14 protein-coding genes are annotated in these 18,955 nt (G+C 71.8%); 6 read left to right on the top strand and 8 right to left on the bottom strand.

Annotated features, from left to right (window positions below):
* Positions 1–55: 55 nt before the first annotated feature.
* On the top strand, positions 56–958 hold the full coding sequence (locus ACFWU9_RS06855; RefSeq protein ID WP_384315322.1) for a UbiA family prenyltransferase: 903 nt from the start codon (positions 56–58) through the stop codon (positions 956–958).
* Positions 959–985: 27 nt separating this feature from the next.
* Here the strand turns inward: ACFWU9_RS06855 and ACFWU9_RS06860 are convergent, their stop codons facing one another.
* From ACFWU9_RS06860 to ACFWU9_RS06880, 5 genes are all read right to left on the bottom strand, one after another.
* Positions 986–2,887, bottom strand: a complete 1,902-nt coding sequence (locus tag ACFWU9_RS06860; RefSeq protein WP_384315323.1) for an RICIN domain-containing protein — start codon at positions 2,885–2,887, stop codon at positions 986–988.
* Between the two features lie 567 nt (positions 2,888–3,454).
* Positions 3,455–4,387 carry an ATP-grasp ribosomal peptide maturase gene (gene tgmB, locus ACFWU9_RS06865; RefSeq protein ID WP_384315324.1) on the bottom strand — a complete coding sequence of 311 codons (933 nt, stop codon included), beginning with the start codon at positions 4,385–4,387 and terminating at the stop codon, positions 3,455–3,457.
* Between the two features lie 16 nt (positions 4,388–4,403).
* Positions 4,404–4,595, bottom strand: coding sequence for a putative ATP-grasp-modified RiPP (gene tgmA, locus ACFWU9_RS06870; protein WP_384315325.1), 192 nt, complete (start codon positions 4,593–4,595; stop codon positions 4,404–4,406).
* Between the two features lie 407 nt (positions 4,596–5,002).
* Positions 5,003–5,500 (bottom strand): subtilase-type protease inhibitor, encoded by a 498-nt coding sequence (locus ACFWU9_RS06875; protein ID WP_384315326.1) that lies wholly within the window; start codon positions 5,498–5,500, stop codon positions 5,003–5,005.
* A gap of 260 nt (positions 5,501–5,760) precedes the next feature.
* Complete coding sequence (locus ACFWU9_RS06880; RefSeq protein ID WP_384315327.1) at positions 5,761–7,509, bottom strand: TIGR03767 family metallophosphoesterase; 1,749 nt, start codon at positions 7,507–7,509, stop codon at positions 5,761–5,763.
* 386 nt (positions 7,510–7,895) lie between these two features.
* Between ACFWU9_RS06880 and ACFWU9_RS06885 the strand changes: the two genes are divergently transcribed.
* The 5 genes from ACFWU9_RS06885 to ACFWU9_RS06905 are packed head-to-tail and all read left to right on the top strand — an operon-like array spanning position 7,896 to position 14,329.
* Positions 7,896–9,299 (top strand): aldehyde dehydrogenase family protein, encoded by a 1,404-nt coding sequence (locus ACFWU9_RS06885; RefSeq protein WP_384315328.1) that lies wholly within the window; start codon positions 7,896–7,898, stop codon positions 9,297–9,299.
* Complete coding sequence (locus ACFWU9_RS06890) at positions 9,296–10,816, top strand: sugar ABC transporter ATP-binding protein (protein WP_384315329.1); 1,521 nt, start codon at positions 9,296–9,298, stop codon at positions 10,814–10,816. Before ACFWU9_RS06885 ends, ACFWU9_RS06890 begins: the two co-directional genes overlap by 4 nt.
* A complete protein-coding gene (locus tag ACFWU9_RS06895) occupies positions 10,813–11,865 on the top strand; it encodes an ABC transporter permease (RefSeq protein WP_384315330.1) in 1,053 nt (350 codons plus the stop codon). Before ACFWU9_RS06890 ends, ACFWU9_RS06895 begins: the two co-directional genes overlap by 4 nt.
* On the top strand, positions 11,862–12,833 hold the full coding sequence (locus tag ACFWU9_RS06900) for a sugar ABC transporter substrate-binding protein (protein ID WP_384315331.1): 972 nt from the start codon (positions 11,862–11,864) through the stop codon (positions 12,831–12,833). Before ACFWU9_RS06895 ends, ACFWU9_RS06900 begins: the two co-directional genes overlap by 4 nt.
* The gene (locus ACFWU9_RS06905; protein WP_384315332.1) at positions 12,833–14,329 is read left to right on the top strand and encodes a mucin-5B; all 1,497 of its coding nucleotides are present in this window, start codon (positions 12,833–12,835) and stop codon (positions 14,327–14,329) included. The genes ACFWU9_RS06900 and ACFWU9_RS06905 overlap by 1 nt, the downstream gene beginning before the upstream one ends.
* A gap of 214 nt (positions 14,330–14,543) precedes the next feature.
* Here ACFWU9_RS06905 and ACFWU9_RS06910 read toward each other — a convergent pair whose 3' ends face one another.
* The 3 genes from ACFWU9_RS06910 to ACFWU9_RS06920 all read right to left on the bottom strand — a co-directional run bounded on the left by ACFWU9_RS06910 (position 14,544) and on the right by ACFWU9_RS06920 (position 18,930).
* Complete coding sequence (locus ACFWU9_RS06910; protein WP_384315357.1) at positions 14,544–15,836, bottom strand: NAD(P)/FAD-dependent oxidoreductase; 1,293 nt, start codon at positions 15,834–15,836, stop codon at positions 14,544–14,546.
* 116 nt (positions 15,837–15,952) lie between these two features.
* On the bottom strand, positions 15,953–17,395 hold the full coding sequence (locus ACFWU9_RS06915; protein ID WP_384315333.1) for an NAD(P)/FAD-dependent oxidoreductase: 1,443 nt from the start codon (positions 17,393–17,395) through the stop codon (positions 15,953–15,955).
* Positions 17,392–18,930 carry an FGGY family carbohydrate kinase gene (locus tag ACFWU9_RS06920; protein ID WP_384315334.1) on the bottom strand — a complete coding sequence of 513 codons (1,539 nt, stop codon included), beginning with the start codon at positions 18,928–18,930 and terminating at the stop codon, positions 17,392–17,394. Before ACFWU9_RS06920 ends, ACFWU9_RS06915 begins: the two co-directional genes overlap by 4 nt.
* Between the last annotated feature and the right edge of the window lie 25 nt (positions 18,931–18,955).

Raw genomic sequence — 18,955 nt, forward strand, 5'->3', positions numbered from 1 at the left:
TAAGTCGCCCGTCCGGCTGCCATGTCCGTGCGGCCCGCGCGCCTACCATCGGCGCGTGGACGCCGATGTGGACCCCGGAACCAGTACGCGCGAGGCCGGGACCGGCAACGCCCAACCCCCGCGCGGAGCCCGGTCGCTGAGCGCCGGACGGGCACTGGCGCTGTCCTGCCACCCCGGGCCGGTGGTCTCCGTCACGGCCCTCACCCTCGCGCTCGCCGCCACCGCGGGCCACGGCGTGGGCCGTTGCGTGCTGCTCACCGTCGCCGTGCTGACGGGTCAGCTCTCCGTGGGGTGGTGCAACGACGCCTACGACGCCCCGCGTGACACCGTCAACGGCCGCCGTGACAAACCCGTCGTCGCGGGGAGGGTCGGCCAAGGGACGGTGTGGACCGCGGCGTTCGGCGCGCTCGCGCTCTGTGTGCCGCTCTCGCTCGCGTGCGGCGCGCCGGCGGGGACCGCGCATCTGATCGCGGTGGGCGCGGCCTGGGCGTACAACCTGCGGCTCAAGGCCACCGTGCTGTCCTGGCTGCCGTACGCGATCGGATTCGCCGGCCTGCCCGCTCTTGTCTCACTGAGCCTGCCGGGCGCCCCGGGGCCGGCCTGGTGGGCCTTCACCGGCGGCGCGTTGCTCGGCGTCGGGGCGCACCTCGCGGACGTCCTGCCCGACATCCGGGGGGATCTCGCCACCGGTGTACGGGGTCTGCCGCACCGACTCGGCGCCACCGGCACCCGGTTGCTGCTGCCCGTCCCGCTGGTCGCGGCCTCCGTGGTGCTGACCCTGGGCCCGGAGGGGCGGGCGGGCACGGGCGCCGTGCTCGTCCCGCTCGCCGCGGGGACGATCGCGGCGGCCGGGCTGCTGCTCGGCCGCCGACAGGAGAAGGCGCCGTTCGTCGGGGCGGTCGCCGTGGCCGCTCTGGACGTGGGGCTGCTGATGGCGCACGGGACCGGCGTCACCTGAGGCCCCGTCGACCGGAGCCGGTGCCCTTCAGCCGTCGAACCCCCCGTTGCCGCAGCGTTCCCTGTTCCCGCCGTCGCCGCCTGCCTGACGGCCGTTTCCGTAGCCGTTCCCGTGCTGGTCGTCCCGGTCGTGCCGCCCCTCGCCGCGCCCGGGCGCCTCGCAACCGCGCCCGCCGCCGTCGCCACCCCGCCCGGGCCCGCGCACGTCGCTCCGCCCACGGGACTCCGCCGACTCCGTCGGGCCCGTCGACCTGATCGTGTTCCGCAGTTCGGACTTCCTGTCGCCGGGCGAGCCCGGCGCCCGGCCGTCGCCCGCGATCGGCAGCGACCTGGGGCTGTTCGGTGCCGTGTCGGTCGACCAGTTCTGGAGTGTGGACTCGTCGCGGACCCTCGTGACGACGGACGTACCCGCCACGGGAGTTGTCGGGACGACGGCCAGCGAGTCGTCCCACCGGGGGATCACATGCCCCTGCACGGTCAGGTCGTAGCGCACGTCGGCGGCGTTCTCGGCGGGCGGGTCGGTGCACGGGCCGAGGATCAGCGAGCCGTCCACCGTACGGGAGTTGAGGCACAGGTCCTGGTCCGCGCTGTTGCGCAGCAGCCCGTCCTCCTCGTACAGCCACTGCTGCGTGCCCGCCGACGACGAGCAGATCGCCAGTGTGGCCTCGGAGCCCGCGGTGGGCCGGGTGTCCCGGAGGTCCAGACAGAGATCGGCGTCCGCGCTGCGCAGCGTCGTCCGTATCGGCCCGGGAGCGGCGCCGTCCGAGCCCGTCGGCGGCATCTGGCCGGGTCCCGAGACGCCCTGCGAGCCCGGGTCGGGCGATGTCGTGGAGGTGCCGTTGCCGATGGGGGCGGACGGTCCGGCCGCCTCGCCGCCGCTCTCACCCCCGGCGGTGAGGCTGGAGACGGACACGGCGAGCAGACCGACGGTCACCAGCCCGAGTCCGCTGAGCAGTACGGTCCTCGGCACGCCCGGGGTGGTCATCACGCGCCTGCCCAGCACCGAGACACGGGGCAGCACCCGTGGCCGCCCGCCCAGGGAGTGCCGTGCGCGACCCCGTGCGCCCGCGGACCGCGCGCCGGCGCGCCTGCCCGGTCGCGTGTCGAGGTAGCGCCTGCCGTGCGGGCCGAGGACCGCCTCGGCGAGGAGGACGGACGGCCGGCCCTCGGCCTCGACGAACTGCTCGGCGGCGAACGCGCAGTACGCGCAGACCGCCAGATGCTGCTGGATGTCCGGGAGCAAAGCACCGCCGCGCCGCAGCGACACGTCCAACAGGCGGTTGTAGTGGCGGCATTCCCTGTCCGGCGCGAGCTGGATATGCGCGCGTACACAGCCGGACCGGAAGAGTTCACCCGCGTGTTCGAGTTCGGTGAGGGCGCTTTCCGGGGCGATGCCGAGCAGACCGGCCGCCACGGTTATGGGCTCGGCCTCGACGGCGCTGTGCCAGAGCAGACAGCGCGAGGGTGTGGGCATTGCCTGGAAGGCATGGAAGGCGAGCCGCCGATTCTCCGGTGTCTCCGGCTCGTCGGGGCCCGCTCTGCCGGTGTCGGCCCACCCTCCGTGGTGATTCCAGACGGTATCGGCCCTCTGTCCCTCCGCCGCCCAGAGATGGGCGGTGTGCCGGGCGGCCACCAGGAATTCGGGCCGCAGGGCCGGGACGGGTCCGGCGCCCCGCAGGGTGTCGAGGACCTTGCCGAACGCCGCGGTGGCGAGCATCGACGCGGCGTTCGCCGAGGGGGAGCGGATCTCGGCGTAGTCGAGAAGGGGACCCCAGTGGCGGGCGAGCAACAGCGCGGTGGCGTGGTCCTCCTGGTCGCTCTCGCGGGTCCTCAGCGCGGCGACGAGATCCGCGTCCGATCCTTCGGAGCGGGGGCCCGGCCGGGCGGGCGGCGGGAGCGGGGTGGTTCTGGACGTACGGGGGTCCTGCACAGAGGTCCTGCCTTCCAGGGCACTGAGTGGGGGGTGTCCAGTCCCTTGACGCGAGGGTGGCGGCAGTGATTTCCGGCCGACTGAAAGGGGGGTGTCCGATTGATGCGTACCTTGTGGCGGTGGTATGCCTCCGGGGAAATGACCTGCTGGCGCGAAGCGGGGGAACGGCAACGGCCGCGAGAGTCTTTCGGGCGGTCGGCCGCCGCCGAATCGAACGGTTGAGCGCTCTCTCCATTGCTGTCGAGTGAGCGCGTTCACCATTGCACAGCCCTTGTGGGTGAAACAAGAGATCTCCAACCGCGGCTAATCGATTGGTTGTTGAGGAACGGGTTGAGCACGGATTCGCGCCGCGGCGATCCTAATTACGGTCATGGGAAATACCGCGGGTAACCGGCGAAAGGGGTCGACAACGAGGCCCCGAAGGGCCGTCCCGAACCAGGATCTTCGCAGTTGCACCGCTTCGCCGATTCTACGGCCGACGGCGGGTCCCGGACGACGCGGGACCCCCTCGCCGTCGGCCGCGCGACCGGACACCGCCCCGGCCTGCGAGGATTCGCCCGAAATGGTCTAGACCGGTGACGGTGAGGCGAGCCAGGCGGCCACGGCCCCGGCGATCGGCTGGCTCGTCTCCAGCTCCACGAAGCCGAACTGGCCGCCCTGGTTGCATTCGAGAAACCACCACGTGCCGTCGGTGTCCTCGGCGAAGTCGAAGGCCCCGTAGGCGAGATGGGCGACGCGCATATAGCCGTACACGGCTCGTGCGATGCGCTCGGGCACCTCCACGGGCTCCCAGCGGTGGCCCGTCTCGCCGTACCGGCCGTCGACCTGGCCGGGCTCGGCGGCCTTCCGCGCGGCGAACAGCTCGTGGCCGACGCAGGTGAGCCGGATGTCGGCCCGCTTGGAGATGTAGCGCTGGAGCAGGGTGGGCCCGGCGGCGACCGACTCGAAGTCGGCGCCGGGCCCCACCCGGGTGGTCGGCAGCGAGACCGGCGGGTCGCCGGGCGGCGGGCCGGTGATGGACTTGACCACGATGTCCCGGTGCTCGGCGGCGAAGAGCCGGGCTATGCGGGGAAAGGTGGTGACAAGGGTCGGCGGCACCGCGAACCCGCTCTGGTGCGCGACCCGCAGCTGCCAGGGCTTGAGGCGCGCCTGGGCGGCCGCCTGCGGATGGTTCATCCAGCGCGCGGAGGTGGAGTACAGCATGCCGAAGAAGGCGTGCGCGGACTCCGCCGTGAGCCAGGGGGAGGGGGAGGGCGCGTGGGCCGCGCTCGCGCCCGGCCGCCGCACCCAGATCGCGCGCAGTCCGTCCATGCTCAACAGACGCCCGCCGGCCGACAGATGGCCGCGGAAGTCGCCGCTGACGTACTCGGCGGACATCGCCGCCTCGCCCGGCAGATCGGCCGGGTCGAAGCGCACCAGAGGTGTGCCGCGCCGGTGCAGCTCCGCCACGACCAGGTCGGCGGTGACGTCCCCCTCGGCGGTGAGGATCAGCACAGTCATCGGGTAGCCAGGGTGGTCAGTCGTCGAAGTGCGTCTTGGAGCCGGCCGTCGAGGTCGTGGACCCGGCGGCAAGCAGCAGCGCACGGTCGGCTATCGCGGGACGTCCGTCCGGCAGGACGTTCAGCTGGAGCGTGGAGTCGTAGACGAAAGGTCCGACGACCGGTGAGCTCTCCGCCGGGAAAGCGTAGTTCAGCGCGAACGGTCGCATGATTCTCCTCCACTGCCCCACGAGTGCGTTTCTGTCACGGAGGTAACAATACGTGGCGAAGATGTAATGGTCTCAGTACGGAAAGTCACAAGTGACGCACCGTCAGGCGGAGGGCGTCCTACCGTCCTCCGGACCTGGGGGGAAAGCGCGCACGGACTCGGGACGGCGCCGCGAGAACTCCTCAAGTCCGTTGGTGAAAACCTGAGTTCGGGGGCTCTACGGGGCCGGTATTGGGACATCGTGTCCAGATCCAGCCAGTGACCTTCACTTCCGGAGGGCGTGGACGGGCACGGATGTGAAGACGCGGGGACGGTGGGACGGGGCCCGGACGCGGGACGGCCGGGGAGGGGGGAATCCCCTGCCCCGGCCGCCTCGGGCCACGGGTCAGCGGTGGCCGTCCGCCCGCATCAGAAGGTGAAGACGGCGCCTCTGCCGCCGTTCATGGCGCACGAGTTCGAGAAGGTGTGGACGTAGTCCACGCGCTGTCCCTCCCAGACGCCGTCGGCCGTCACCGTGACCGGCTCCCACTCCTTCGTACAGACACGGTTCGTCCCGGATGCGGTGATGGCGTCGAACTTGGCCCCGTTCTTCTTGAGTTCGGAGCAGGCGCCGGCCGCGTCCGGGTGGCTGCCCGACGGGGCGGGTGCGCAACTGAGCGTGACGGCGCGGCGTACCGTCCCGGTCTTGTGATCAGCACCGTCCGTGACGGTCAGCACCAGCGCCGAGGGTGCGTAGAGGGCCTCCGCCCCGGTCGGCGAGGTGCCGGCCGGAGCCGGCACGCCTCCGATGGATGCTTCTTCGACGGGCGCTCCACCGGTCGGCAGGGCGCCGGCCGTGCCGGTGAAGCACAGACTGCTGAGCGCCAGTGCGGCTCCACAGGCCGCAGCCCTTGCGATGCTCCGCATTTCGAACACTCCCTGGGGTCGATGTCTCGGACAACGGACGTGAGTCTTGCTCACGCCGGGGGTGCTCCGCCCGCTCCCTGACCGATTTCGGTCGCTCCGCGTGTCGCTCTGATCGCTGAATGTGTTCGGAACGGGCTGGTCCGGGCCCTTGCGGGAGGTGTGGCGAGTTGGGCTGAAACTGATTGATTCGGAGCCTGTGTCGTTGGTTGACGGTTTGATTGTAAGGCCTGTAAACCCATGAACCTTGGATTATATGATTGTCAGCGACGCAGGAGGAGCTCCGTGTTGCGCGCGTCCGACAGGCCCGCCAGATCCTGGCGGCTCCCCGGCGCGTTGAGCGCCAGCTCCCGGTAGAGCGACGCCAGACCGGACTGCGAAAGATCCGTGAAGTCGGTCTCGCGCGGCGCCGCGGACTCGATCAGCGTGGTGAAGAGCGACAGCGTGCCGTCCTTGTTGTCCGCGATCTCGATCACGCGTGCCTGCTGCGGGAAGTCGATGTGCGAGGCGGTGGAGATCTCCCAGAAGGACCCGTGGGGCAGCACCACGTTGCGGTGGCTGTGCCCGTTGATCCAGGCCACCGCCGAGCGGTGGCGCCGCAGCAGGGCCACGAGCTCGTTCCCGTCGTGCCGTGCCTCACCGGGGCGCGCGGGGTCGGGCCGCTTGTTGCCCATGGTCCAGCTGTTGTGGTGGGTGAAGAGCACCACGTACCCGTCGCGGTGCTCCTTGAGGATCCGCTCCAGCCAGTCGAGCTGGCCCGTACCGACCGAGCCCGTGAAGTGGCCGCCGTGGTCCGTGGTGTCGAGGCTGACACCGGTCACGTTCTCCCCCATGGAGAACGTGTAGTCGAGGCTCGCCGAGGCCAGGTTGGCCCGGGTGTAGCCGTGACCGACCGGACCCGCGCCGGTGTGCGCCGAGTCGAGATGCGCCGTCAGGTACTGGAGCGGGGTGAACGGCGCGCGGCGCGGGTCGGGGGTGATCGTCCGCATCCGCCGCTTCTCGCGGCGCAGCAGCGAGATCAGCGGGCCCCCGTTGGCGGTGTCGCCCTGCGAGATCTGGGCGAGCAGCGCCGCCGCGTCCTGGTCCGGGAGGTCGTACAGCTTGGCGCCGCCGACGGCGAACTCGGCGAGGAAGCCGGTCCGGTCGGCGTACGCGCCGCTGGCGAGGCTGTCGTGGTTGCCGACGGTGGAGTACCAGGGGAGGGCCAGGCCCGGGCTGCGCACCGGGCGCAGGGCCGCTTCGAGGAATCCCTCGATACGGGGGTAGCCCAGGCGCTTGTCGGCGTCGGGCGTGGCGTCCTCGGGGTGCCAGTACATCCGCAGGCCCGAGTTCTGCATTCCCTCGTACGCCTCCGGGTCACCGCTGTTGGGGGTGACCAGCCCGCCGCTCATCAGGGTGAGGTACCAGTCGAGTTCGCAGAGCGAGTTGTTGTCCGTGTTGTCGCCGGTCGTCATGGCGAAGGTCAGCGGCGCGCCGGTCGCGGGCCCGGTGCCCAGCGCGTTGACCTGCTCGATGAGGGAGACGGCACCGGGCACCGACAGTGCCTCGTGGGGGCGCCAGGAGCCCGCCGACTGGCTGCGCACGTACTCGGTGCGCACCGGGTGCTGCACGTCCGTCACATGGAGGTCGGTGAGCTGGACGAAGGAGCTGAGCACCGTACGGCGGCTCTCCCGCCCGGACTTGGCGGAAGCGAACTGTTCACGGACGACCCTGCGCCAGCCGGGTCCGTCCCCGATCCGCCGGAAGGCGGCGCCTCCCCCACGCGGCGCGGCGAGCGAGTGGAGCGTGGTGCGGTCGGCCGACGGGCCGGTGGGCGTGGGGGTCGGGGTGGGCGTGGGGGTGCTGGGACCGGTGGTGCGGGGCGCGGTGGGCGCGGGTGCGGCCGAGGCGCTGCCGGAGCCGCCGTTGGCGCCGACGGCCGCGCCGATACCGGCCGACAGGCCGACGGCGCCGGCCACGGCGAGGAAGGAACGGCGGTCGACAGCGGTGACCGCGGAGCGGATGCGTGACATGGTGCGCTCTCCCGGAGTGCGTACGTCGCGGCGGGCGAGACACCGAGGTGGGGACGTGTCTCCCTTCGATGCTGGGGACCCGGCGTGGCCCGCGTATGAACGAGGCCGCAACGCCCGGCGCCGAACACCGCACAGGGATCACTCGCAGAAGCAAACGTTCGCCGACCTCTTTCACGGCGTGCGGAATCCGCTCATCCGCCGTTCATACGGGCATGGCGGGACACGGGGGACCGGTTGCCGGTGCAGGGTGAAAGGTCGTCCGGAAAGCGCTTTCCCATTTTGTAAGACGTGTTGACGAATTAATGAGCGTGCGTCAGCATCGCCTGCACATGTTCGAAGTGCCGAACGTACTTCTGCCGAGCCCTGCACCCGGGAGTAAGCGCCGCATGCCCAGTCGAACCGCACCGCTGCCCGTACGTAACCCAGGAACCGGCGAACTGCTGGGCGAAATAGAGGACTTCGGCCCGGAACGCGTCACCGCCGCCCTCGCCGCCGCGGTGGACGGACAACGGGCGATGGCCGCCATGCCCGCCCACGCGCGCGCCCGGCTCCTGCGTGCCGTGGCCGACCTGATCGAGGCCGAGACCGACGACCTGGCGAGGCTGCTGGCCGCCGAGAACGGCAAGCCGATCTTCCAGACGGTGGAGGAAGTCCGCGCCGCCGTACGGATCTTCCGCGGCTTCGCCGGCGAGGCCACCCGTCTCTTCGGCCGCCAGATCCCGCTCGACGCCGTCCCCGGCCTGGAGAAGCACCTCGCCGTCACCGTGCGCGAACCACTGGGCCCGGTCGCCGCGCTGGTGCCGTTCAACTACCCAGTCGAGCTGTACGCCCACAAGGCGGCGGCGGCCCTCGCCGCAGGCAACGCCGTCCTGGTCCACCCGCCCGTGCGCTGCCCGCTCGCCGTGGTGCGCATCGGCGAACTGGTCGAGCAGGCGGGCGCGCCCGCGGGCGCCCACCAACTGCTCACCGGCGGCGTGCACATCTCCCAGGAACTCGCCACCCGCCCCGGCGTCGCCGCCGTCAGCCTCACCGGCAGCACCGCCGCGGGCCGCGAGATCGCCCGGCGCGCCGCCGACACCCTCAAGAAGGTCCACCTCGAACTCGGCGGCAACGACGCCCTGATCGTCTGCGACGACGCCGACGTCGAGGCGGCGGCCGAAGCCGTGGTCCTCGGCCGGCTCGCCCGCGGCAACGGCCAGATCTGCTGCGCGGTCAAGCGCGTCTACGTCCAGGACGGCGTGCACGACAGCTTTGTCGAGGCACTGCTCGCGGGAGCCGCCAAGCTCAGCGTCGGGGACCAACTGGCCGATGGCAACGATGTCGGACCGCTGATCAGTGAAGAGGCCGCCGAGCGCGTCGAGTCCGCGGTCGCCGCACTCGTCGCCGACGGCGCGCGCAAGGCGGCCGGCGGCGGGCGCCGGGGCGCCTTCTACGACCCGGCCGTCCTCGTCGGGGTCCCCGAGGACAGCGCCGCGTTCGCCGACGAGATCTTCGGCCCCGTCGCGCCCGTCGCCCGCTTCACCGACCCGCTCGACGCCGTACGGATGGCCAACTCCTCCCCGTACGGCCTCCAGGCGGCCGTCTTCACCCGCGACATCCAGCGCGCCTTCACCCTCGCCGGACGCCTGGAGGTCGGCGGCGTCGTCATCAACGGGTCGACCGCGCTGCGCGCCGAGAACCTGCCCTTCGGCGGGCCGAAGGACACCGGCGGCTCGGCCGAGGGACTCCACGACACCGCCCTGGAGTTCACCCGGCAGAAGACGATCATCGTGATGGAGGCCTTCGGGTGAGTACGCCGACCCGGCCGGTCCTGCGGATGCGCGGGGTGCGCAAATCGTACGGCCCCACCCAGGTACTGCACGGCGTCGACCTCACCGGCCGGGCCGGTGAGGTGCTCGCCGTCGTCGGTGCCAACGGCGCGGGCAAGTCCACGCTCATCAAGATCCTCGCGGGCGCCGAGCGGATGAGCGCCGGAGAGCTCCAACTCGACGGCCAGGACGTCGAGTTGCGCTCACCGCACGACGCGCACACACACGGCATCCGTACCGTCCACCAGGAGCTGACCCTGGTGCCCGAGCTCTCCGTCACCGAGAACCTCCTCATGGGGCACTTCCCCCGGCACCTCGGCGGACTCATCGACTGGAAGGCCGCACACCGCCGGGCCCGGGACCTGCTCGACGGCATCGGCTACGGCGCCATCGACCCCCGGGTCAGGGCGGGCCGGCTCACCGTCGCCCGACAGCAGATGGTCGAGATAGCCAAGGCCCTGGTCAGCGAGGGCGGCGAGCCCAAGGTCCTGGTCCTCGACGAGCCGTCGGCCGTGCTCGCGGGCAGCGACCTGGAAGCGCTGTTCGCGCTGATACACCGGCTCCAGGAACGCGGCGTCCTCATCGTCTACGTCTCCCACCGGCTCGCCGAGGTCACCGAACTCGCCACCTCCATCGTGGTCGTCAAGGACGGCCGGGTGGTCGCCGAGACCACCCCCGACCGGACCGACGAGAACGAACTCATCCGGCTGATGGCCGGCCGGCCCGCCGGGCAGCTCTACCCGGCGCGCCGCCCACCGGAGGGCGAGACGCTTCTCGAGGTCCACGGGCTCAGCCGCACCGGGGAGTTCAACGACGTCTCCTTCGCCCTGCGCGCGGGCGAGATCACCGGCCTGTTCGGGCTCGTCGGCTCCGGCCGCAGCGAACTCGCCCGGTGCGTCTTCGGCGCCGAGCCCGCCAAGACCGGCGTGGTCTGCGCGCCGGGCAGGGACACCGTCCGGTTCCGCAGCCCCCGCGAGGCCATCGCCGCCGGACTCGCCCTCGTCACCGAGGACCGCAAGGGCACCGGACTCGTCCTCGGTCTCAGCACCGCCGAGAACATCGGCCTCACCACGCTGCGCACCACCACGCGTGGCCCGCTGCTCGACACCGCGAGACGCCGGCGCGACGTCGTCTCCATGGTCGACCGGCTGGACATCCGGCCCGCGCACTCGGCGAAGCTGCCCGTACGCACACTCAGCGGCGGCAATCAGCAGAAGGCGGTCCTGGCCAAGTGGCTCCTCACCGAGCCGCGTGTGCTGCTGCTCGACGAGCCCACCCGCGGCGTCGACATGGCCACCCGCGCCGAGATCTACCGGATGCTCGACGAACTGGCCCGCGACGGCATGGCCATCCTGCTGATCTCCTCCGACCTCACCGAGGTGCTCGGCGCCACCGACCGGGTGCTGGTGATGCACGAGGGGCGGATCGCCGCGGAACTCCCTTCGGAAGGTACGACCGAGGACACGGTCCTCGCCCACGCGATCGGACACGCAGCATGACCACACAGCTCACCAAGACCACCGGGCCCGGCGACCCCGGACCCCCGCCACCACGGGGGCTCCGGCTGCCGCGGCTCACCGTCGCGGGCCACGACATCACCGTCGAGACCGGGATCGCCGCACTCCTCGTGATCTTCGTCGTGATCGCCGGCTCCACCACCGAGTCGTTCCTGACCGAGGGCAACATCACCAATCTGCTCAAGCAGATGGTCACCACGGGCCTGCTCGCCTACGGGATGCTCGTCGTGATCCTCACCGGCGGCATCGACCTCTCCGTCGGCTCGGTGGTCGCCTTCTCCGGGATCGTCGCCGCCGGGCTCTCCTCCGGACTTCCGGTGCCGGTCGCCATGGCGGTCGGTATCGCGTCCGGCATCGGCTTCGGACTCGTCAACGGAGCGCTGGTGGCGCGCTTCCAACTCGCGCCGTTCGTCGTGACACTCGCCGCGCTCACCACCATCAGGGGCCTCGCCTTCGTCTACTCGGAGACACCCGTCGCCCCCGAGAAGACCGGCTTCTTCGAGCTCGGCTCCGCCGTCGTCGGACCGCTGCCCGTCTCCACCCTCATCATGCTGGGGGTCTTCCTGGTCGGCGGCGTCTTCCTCAGCCGCACCCCGGCCGGCCGCTCGCTCGTCGCGATCGGCGGCAGCGCGGAGACCGTACGGCTCGCGGGCATCGGCGTCCGGCGCCATATCGTCCTCGCCTACACCATCTCCGGCGCCTGCGCCGGACTCGCGGGCGTCATCCTCGCCAGCCGGGTCGGCATCGCCCAGCCCAGCGTCGGCACCGCGTTCGAACTCGACGCGATCGCCGCCTGCGTCATCGGCGGGGCGAGCCTGGCCGGCGGCAAGGGCTCGGTCCGCGCCACCTTCGCCGGTGTCCTCGTCCTCGCGCTGATCAACAACCTGCTCAACCTCTACGACGTGCAGAGCTTCTGGCAGCAGGTGCTGAAGGGCCTGATCATCATCGCCGTCATTCTCATCCAGCGCACCGGCCGCTTCCGTACGGCGGCCGTGAACGATCCGAATCCCGGAAAGGCAAGTACCTCATGATCACGAAACGAGTGACCGGTGTGCTGGTGGCCGGAGTTCTGACCGCGGCTCTCACCGGCTGCTCATCCGACTCCGGGTCCGACGGCGAGAAGGGCGACGGGTCGTACACCGTCGGCGTCGCCAACTTCACCCTCGGCGGCCCCTACTTCAACGGCATGGACAAGGCCATCAAGGCCCAGGCCAAGAAGAAGGACGTCGAGATCCTCAGCACGGACGCGGGCGGCGACGCCGCCAAGCTCGCCTCCAACGTGGAGGACCTGCTGAGCAAGGAGGTCGACGCCGTCATCATCTCCGGCGGGCCGCTGGAGTCGGCGCCCGCCGTCCTCAACTCCCTCCGGGCGGCCGGCAAGCCCGCCGTCCTCGTCGACCGGAAGTTCCAGACCGGCGAGTACGCCAGCTGGGTCGGCCCCGACAACGAGGCCATCGGCAAGCAGAACGGCGAGTTCCTCGTCGAGCAGCTCCCCAAGGGCGGAAAGGTCGCCCTGATCAAGGGCGGACCCGCCGACAACAGCATCGGCAAGGCGCGTACGGACGGGGTGAAGGGCGCCCTCGAGGGCGCGTCGGGAATCGAGCTGGTCGAGGCCCCCGACTACGGCAACTGGAGCTCGGACGGCGGACTGACCGTCATGGAGAGCCTGCTCGCCGCCCACGACGACATCGACGCCGTCTTCTGCGAGAACGACGCCATGTGCCTGGGCGCGCAGCGGGCCGTCAAGGACGCCGACCGCGCCGACAAGATCGTGCTGGCCGGCGTCGACGGTCAGGCCGAGGCGCTGAAGGCCATTCTCGACGGGACCAACTACCTGGTCACCGGCCTCAACGACGCCGATGTGATCGGCAGTCTCGGTCTGGACAGGACCGTGGAGATCCTCGACGGCAAGAAGCCCGAGAAGGACACGGTCGTGCCCTCGCCGCGTGTGACCAAGGAGAACGCGAAGAAGTACTACGACCCGGAGGGCAACTTCTGATGAGCCCCACCCGCACGAATCCCGCACCGAGAGGGACCGGCCGCACCCGGTCACTACCTCGGAGCAAGCGCGCGTACGCCATGACCGCGCTGCTCTGCGGCGCCCTCGTCGTCCCGCTCTCGCTCGGGTCCGCCAACGCGGCCCCGGACGACGGGACGGGCGCGGCGACGGCCGCCGCCGACCGACCCGGCAAGCCCCCGAAGCCGCCCAAGGCGCCGGCCTGGAAGCTGCTCCACCAGGAGAGCTTCAAGAAGAGGCTCGACCCCAAGCGCGCGTCCTGGACCCGTGAGACGTACAGCGAGCCGTTCGACACCATCATGGAAGACAACGGCAAGTGGTACGCGAACGATTACGGGCCCGCCTGGAACACGGCCTTCAACTCCTTCGACACCTACCGCAAGGAGTTCAAGGTCGGTGACGGCGGCTGGCTCACCGCCTCGCTCTCCGCCCGCGACTGGAACAAGGACGGCAAGATCGAGAAGGAGCCGTCCATCACCAACGGCACGGCGGGCGGTACGACCGTCGCCGAGCTGAAGGTCCCCGACCACACCGGCGGCGCCATCTTCCGTCCCACGGAGTCCCTGCCGGACCAGTACCGCATCGAGTACAAGCTCAAGACACTCGACTTCGGCGGCAAGCGCAACGGCACCATCGACTACGACAACCGCACCAACGGTTACAGCAAGGACGGCTGCAAGACGCAGCACCCGTGGGGCGAGGGCTCGAACAGCCCCGGCTGGGAGGGTGACGCGTCGGCGCCGTACTGCGAGTGGCAGGACGTCCGGGCCGGAAAGTACGGCTACAACGGCTTCCACTTCCTGTCGATCGTCGACTTCGCCGACCCGGCGCCCCGGAACAACCACTTCTGGCACTACCGCCGCAAGGTCCTGATGGACTCCTTCTCCCAGCACCCCGACCGGGTCGGCACGGGCACCGGCGGCCGGGTCTGCAACTCCGCGAACGACACGTACTACGACTACAAGGACAGCAGCTTCAACACCGTCAACATGTGGATCAGCGGACTGCCGAACTGGACGCCCGGCAAGGGCGGCCTCGCGGGCAACTCCCAGTGGTTCATGACCAGTTGCTCGGACGGGGTCGCCGAGCAGCAGCTCTCGTCGGCGGCCGAGCTCCAGCCGGAGCTGATGCCGAACCAGGACTACACGTTCGCGATCGAGCGCGACGCCACCGGCTACACGCTGGAGGCCAGCGGCAACTTCGCGCGCGCCGGGCAGCAGACCCTCCGCTTCCACCGGCCGTTCATCGTCGACGACGACCCGATCTGGCACTACAACGTCAAGCCGAGCGAGTACGACGGGCGTTTCAACAACACCCTCGTCCAGAACGACCACAACGGCAGCGCGACGTGGCCCGAGCAGTGGCCCAAGGGATCGGCCTACCCGGACTCCTTCGTCATCGGGGACCTGTACACGAACGTGTACGAGGGCAGCGCGAGCCTGACCGACATCAAGATGTTCGTGCCCAAGAAGAAGTGATGTCGCGGGGAGAGTAATTCCCGGGCCAAGGGGCACATGCCTCTCGACCCGAGCCTGCGGCTTTCCCGGCCGCGGCGTTCCAACGGCCCCACCGGTCCACCCCCTGCCGGTGGGGCCGCCCCCTTTCCGGGCGCGGCCTTTACCGGGCGGCTCTTTTCCCCGGAGCTTCCACGAGCTTTCCGGGGATTTCCCGTCGGCCGGGTCCCCGCCGGTCTCAGCGCTCCACCGAGATCCGCACCGGCCCGCCGCCCGGGTCCTTCACCGCCGCCGTCAGCGCGGCCCGCACCTTCGCCGTCCACACGGCGGAGAGCCGAAGAGTCCTGCCCTGCACCACGCCGCGTACGAGCCGCTGCCGGTGCAGCACCCGCCCCTCGCGCCGGACGACCAGCGACGACCAGGGGACCAGCCTGCCCTCCGTACGGAGGGTGAACCCGCCGGTCTCGACGCGCGGGTCCGCCGGATCCAGTCGGCTGGGCGTCACCCACAGCAGCGGCTTCTCGACCTCGACCGGGATCCAGACGGACGGGCGCGCCCCGCCCGCCAGATGACGCAGTACGGGCTCGGCGGCCAGCAGGCCCTCCCGCGCGGCGGTGCTCGCGGGCTCGACCGCGTGCAGCAGATTGCCGACGGCGAAGACCCCGGCCCGGTCCGTACGGAAGGAGCCGTCGACGGCCGGACCCCGGCTCGCGCGGTCGAGCGTGATACCGCCCCGCCGGGCGAGTTCGTGGTCCGGGATCCAGTCGCCGGTGAACACCACCGTGTCGCAGGCGAGCGTCGTGCCCCGGCCGTCCCGGTGCCTCAGCGCCACCCCCGACAGGCGCCCGCGGCCGATCAGTTCACTCACGCGCGCGTCGACGAGCAGCGGGACGCCGTGCCGGAGGCGGGCGTCGAGCGCGGTGGCCGGGGAGGCCTGGTGGTACGGCAGCTCCGTGACCATGGCCACCACCTCGACACCGGAGTCCCGCAGCGTCCGCACGGCGGAGTAGCTGACCGGCTCGGCGCCGACGACGACGGCGCGGCGCCCGACAGGACGGTGACGCAGATGGACCGTCCGCTGGAGCTCTCCGGTCGTGAACACCCCGGCGGGCCGGGTGCCCGGCACCAGCCGCGCGCTGCGGGGACGCTCCCGGGCTCCGGTGGCCAGCACGACGGCGCGCGCGGTGATCCGCTCAAGACCCGCCGGGCTCGTGACATCGACGGCGAGCGGGTCCGCAGGCGGGCCGTCGCTCCATCCGGTGACCGTGACGCCCGTACGCAGGACGGCGCCGGCCCGCACGGCTGCGCCCGCCCAGTGGCGCGCGTACGCGGGGCCCGTCATCCGCCGCCGTAGATCCCGGGAACCGAATCCGGAGTGGTCGCAGTGCCGGGGCACACCGCCGGGACCGTCCTCGCGGTCGACCACCTCGACACTGATGCCGCTGGCGGCAAGCCGCGACGACAGGGCCAGACCGGCCGGGCCCGCGCCGACCACCAGGACGTCGACAGCGCGCTCCCGCCTGCCGGGCAGGGGCGCGGGCGAGGGCCCGGCCGTGGGTCCGGCCGTGGGCCCGGCCGTGGGTCCGCCCGCCGGGTCCGCCGACGACCCGGGCGCGGATTCGGGTGTGGACGAGAAGAGTTCACTGCTCACCGTGCGGCCTCCGTACGGAGCGACGACCACGCGCCGGGGCCCGGCGCGTCGAGCAGGGCACGCACCGCGGCCCCGCAGTAGAAGCCCTGGCACCGGCCCCCCAGCGCCCGGGTGCGCCGCCGCAGCCCCTCGGGCGACGACGGCGGGATGTCGGAGACGAGCGCGTCACGGATCTCGCCCCGCGAGACCCGCTCGCAGTGGCAGACGAGCGCCCCGTACTCGGGATCGGCCGCGATCAGATCGGCGCGCCGGTACGGACGGGGGAAGCTCTCCCCGAGATTCGGCATCGTCACCGGCGGGAGGTCCTCGGCCGTCCCCACCTTGGCACCCGCATCCGCCAGCAGCTCCACGACGTGCGCGGCGATCGCCATCGACGCCGTGAGCCCCGTCGAGCGGATACCGCCCACCGTGACGTACCGCTGCCGCGGGTGCGAGCGGATCGCGTAGTCGTCGTCCTCGGTGGCCGCGCGCAGCCCCGCGTACACCGCCGTGACCTCCTCGTCGAGGAGCTCCGGCATGATCCGCCGGCCCCTCTCCCGGAGGAACGCGAGCCCCTCGGCCGTCGAACCGGTCGCCCGCTTGTCGTCCAGGTCCTCGGCGGTCGGACCGAGCATCACATTGCCGTACACGGTCGGCGACACCAGGACCCCCTTGCCGAGCGCCGTCGGCACCGGCAGCAGGATGTGGCTCACCAACCCGCGGGCCAGCTTGTCGAAGACGATGAGCTGACCCCGCCTGGGCGTCACCGAGAAGTCCGTGCGGCCGAGCAGCCGGTCGAACTCGTCGGCGTACAGGCCCGCCGCGTTGACCAGCCACCGGGCGCGCAGTTGCCCCCGTCCGGTGGTGAGCAGATGGGGCGTGCGGGCCCCTGTCCCGCCCACGCCGGTCACCCGGCAGTTGAGATGCAGGTCGACCCCGTTCCGTACCGCCTGGGTCGCGTACGCGAGCGTCGTCGTCCAGGGGCAGATGATGCTCTCGCCGGGGACCTCGAGCGCGCCCGACGCGCCCTGCCCCAGATGCGGTTCGCGGCTGCGGAGCTCGTCGGCGGCGACCGTACGGGTGCGCCGGTACCCGTTGCGCGCCGCCTTGCGGGCGAGCCCCGGCAGAGCGGCGAGCTGTTCCTCGTCCCAGGCCACCAGCAGGGCGCCGATCGGTTCGACGGGGATGCCGCACTCGTCCGCGTACGCCCTCAGCCGGTCCCCGCCCTCACGGACGAGCCGGGCTTCCAGCGATCCCGGCACGGCGTCGAAACCGGTGTGCAGGATGGCCGTGTTGGCCTTGGACGTGCCGTCGCCGACATCCCCGGATGCCTCGACGAGGGCGGTACGCAGCCGGTAGCGGGCCAGTTCACGGGCGATCGCCGCGCCCACGACCCCGGCGCCCACGACGGCCACGTCGTACACCTCGTCCGGCAGCGGCCCGGACACCGTGACGGTCATGCGGTGACCGTACCGGCGCCGGTGTTCGCCGGCGCGGACGCCGTCTGTCCGGCGGATGGCGTACGGGCGACGAGCGCCGCCACCTCCGTACGGAAGACACCCAGCCGCTCGGCCGCCTCGGCCGCCCCGATCCTCGGCTCGAAGACCCTCTCGGGCCGCCACCGGGGCGCGGCGCGCTCCACCGTCAGGCCGGGATCGAGCCCGAGCCGGGCCACCGCGCCCACGCCCAGCGCGGTCGCGTCGGGCAACGGCGAGACCTCGACGGGCAGTTGCAGCAGATCCGCCTGTGTCTGCATCAGCAGCTCCGACCGGGTCAGTCCGCCGTCGACCCGCAGCGACTCAAGGCCAGTGCCGGTGTCCTCGGCCACCGCGTCCGCCAGCCCCACCACCTGCGCCGCGATGCCCTCGCACAGCGCCCGCACCAGATGCCCCGGGCCGGTCTCCAGACCGAGCCCGGTCATCGACCCCTTCGCGTCGCCGCGCCACCACGGAGCGGCGAGGCCGGCCAGCGACGGTACGAAGGTCACGCCGCCGCTGTCGGCGACGGACGAGCCCACCCGGTCGAGGTCGTCGGCGCCGGAGATCACACCGAGATCGCTCAGCCACCGCACCGCCGAGGCGGCCGTGTAGACCTGCCCGTCGAGGCAGTAGCTGGTCCGGCCGCCCAGGCGCCAGGCCACACAGCCGACCAGACCGGTCCGGCTGCGCAGCGGGCGCTCCCCGGTCTGCGCGAGGAGGAACGCCCCCGTGCCGTACGTGCACTTGGCCGTCCCCGGCTCGGTCACCCGCTGGGCCAGCAGCGCGGCCTGCTGGTCGACCAGCAGGCCCGTCAGCGGGACCGGCTCCCCGAAGGCCGTCGTGACACCGAACCGCCCCGCCGCGTCCACCACTTGGGGCAGCCGCTCGTCGCCCATGCCGAAGACGTCGAGTGCGGCGGGGGACCACTCGGCGGTGTCGAGGTCGAGCAGCTGGGTGCGCCCCGCCGTCGCCGCGTCCGTGACGAACTCCCCGGTCAGCCGGTGGACGAGCCAGGAGTCGGACGTCGTGACGACGCCGTCGCGGGTCAGATTCCGCCGGATCCACGCCATCTTGGGCGCGGCGAAGTACGGCTCCAGCGGCAGCCCCGTCAGCTCTCTCAACATCTCGGCGTGTGGGGCGAGTTCGGCGCAGACGGAGGCGGCGCGCCGGTCCTGCCACACGATCGCGTCGGTGAGCGGCGTGCCGGTGTCCGGGTCCCAGGCGAGGACGGTCTCACCCTGGTTGGCGAGTCCGACGGCCGCGACACCCTCGCCGGCGTCGGCGAGCGCCCGGCGTCCTGCGTCGACGACGGAGGAGAGGAGCAGGGCGGGATCGGCCTCGACCACTCCGCCGGACGCGTAGCGGGGAGGCGCCGGCGCCGTACCGCTGCCGATCACCCCGCGCTCCGGGCAGATCACCAGGGCCTTGGTGGAAGAGGTGCCCTGGTCGACGGCGAGAACCGGCCGGGAGGCCGGGTCCACGGCGGTGGCGCCGAGGCTGTGCTGAGCAGGCGGCATGTCACGTTCTTCGGTCGGAGAGCGG

The sequence above is a fragment of the Streptomyces sp. NPDC058653 genome, from assembly GCF_042716895.1.
In the GTDB taxonomy this organism is placed as follows: domain Bacteria; phylum Actinomycetota; class Actinomycetes; order Streptomycetales; family Streptomycetaceae; genus Streptomyces.

Excerpts from the sequence above, each read along its gene's own strand:
- tgmB (WP_384315324.1), bottom strand. The coding sequence starts at position 4,387 with ATGACTGTGCTGATCCTCACCGCCGAGGGGGACGTCACCGCCGACCTG.
- tgmA (WP_384315325.1), bottom strand. The coding sequence starts at position 4,595 with ATGCGACCGTTCGCGCTGAACTACGCTTTCCCGGCGGAGAGCTCACCG.
- ACFWU9_RS06875 (WP_384315326.1), bottom strand. The coding sequence starts at position 5,500 with ATGCGGAGCATCGCAAGGGCTGCGGCCTGTGGAGCCGCACTGGCGCTC.
- ACFWU9_RS06880 (WP_384315327.1), bottom strand. The coding sequence starts at position 7,509 with ATGTCACGCATCCGCTCCGCGGTCACCGCTGTCGACCGCCGTTCCTTC.
- ACFWU9_RS06885 (WP_384315328.1), top strand. The coding sequence starts at position 7,896 with ATGCCCAGTCGAACCGCACCGCTGCCCGTACGTAACCCAGGAACCGGC.
- ACFWU9_RS06895 (WP_384315330.1), top strand. The coding sequence starts at position 10,813 with ATGACCACACAGCTCACCAAGACCACCGGGCCCGGCGACCCCGGACCC.
- ACFWU9_RS06900 (WP_384315331.1), top strand. The coding sequence starts at position 11,862 with ATGATCACGAAACGAGTGACCGGTGTGCTGGTGGCCGGAGTTCTGACC.
- ACFWU9_RS06905 (WP_384315332.1), top strand. The coding sequence starts at position 12,833 with ATGAGCCCCACCCGCACGAATCCCGCACCGAGAGGGACCGGCCGCACC.
- ACFWU9_RS06915 (WP_384315333.1), bottom strand. The coding sequence starts at position 17,395 with ATGACCGTCACGGTGTCCGGGCCGCTGCCGGACGAGGTGTACGACGTG.
- ACFWU9_RS06920 (WP_384315334.1), bottom strand. The coding sequence starts at position 18,930 with ATGCCGCCTGCTCAGCACAGCCTCGGCGCCACCGCCGTGGACCCGGCC.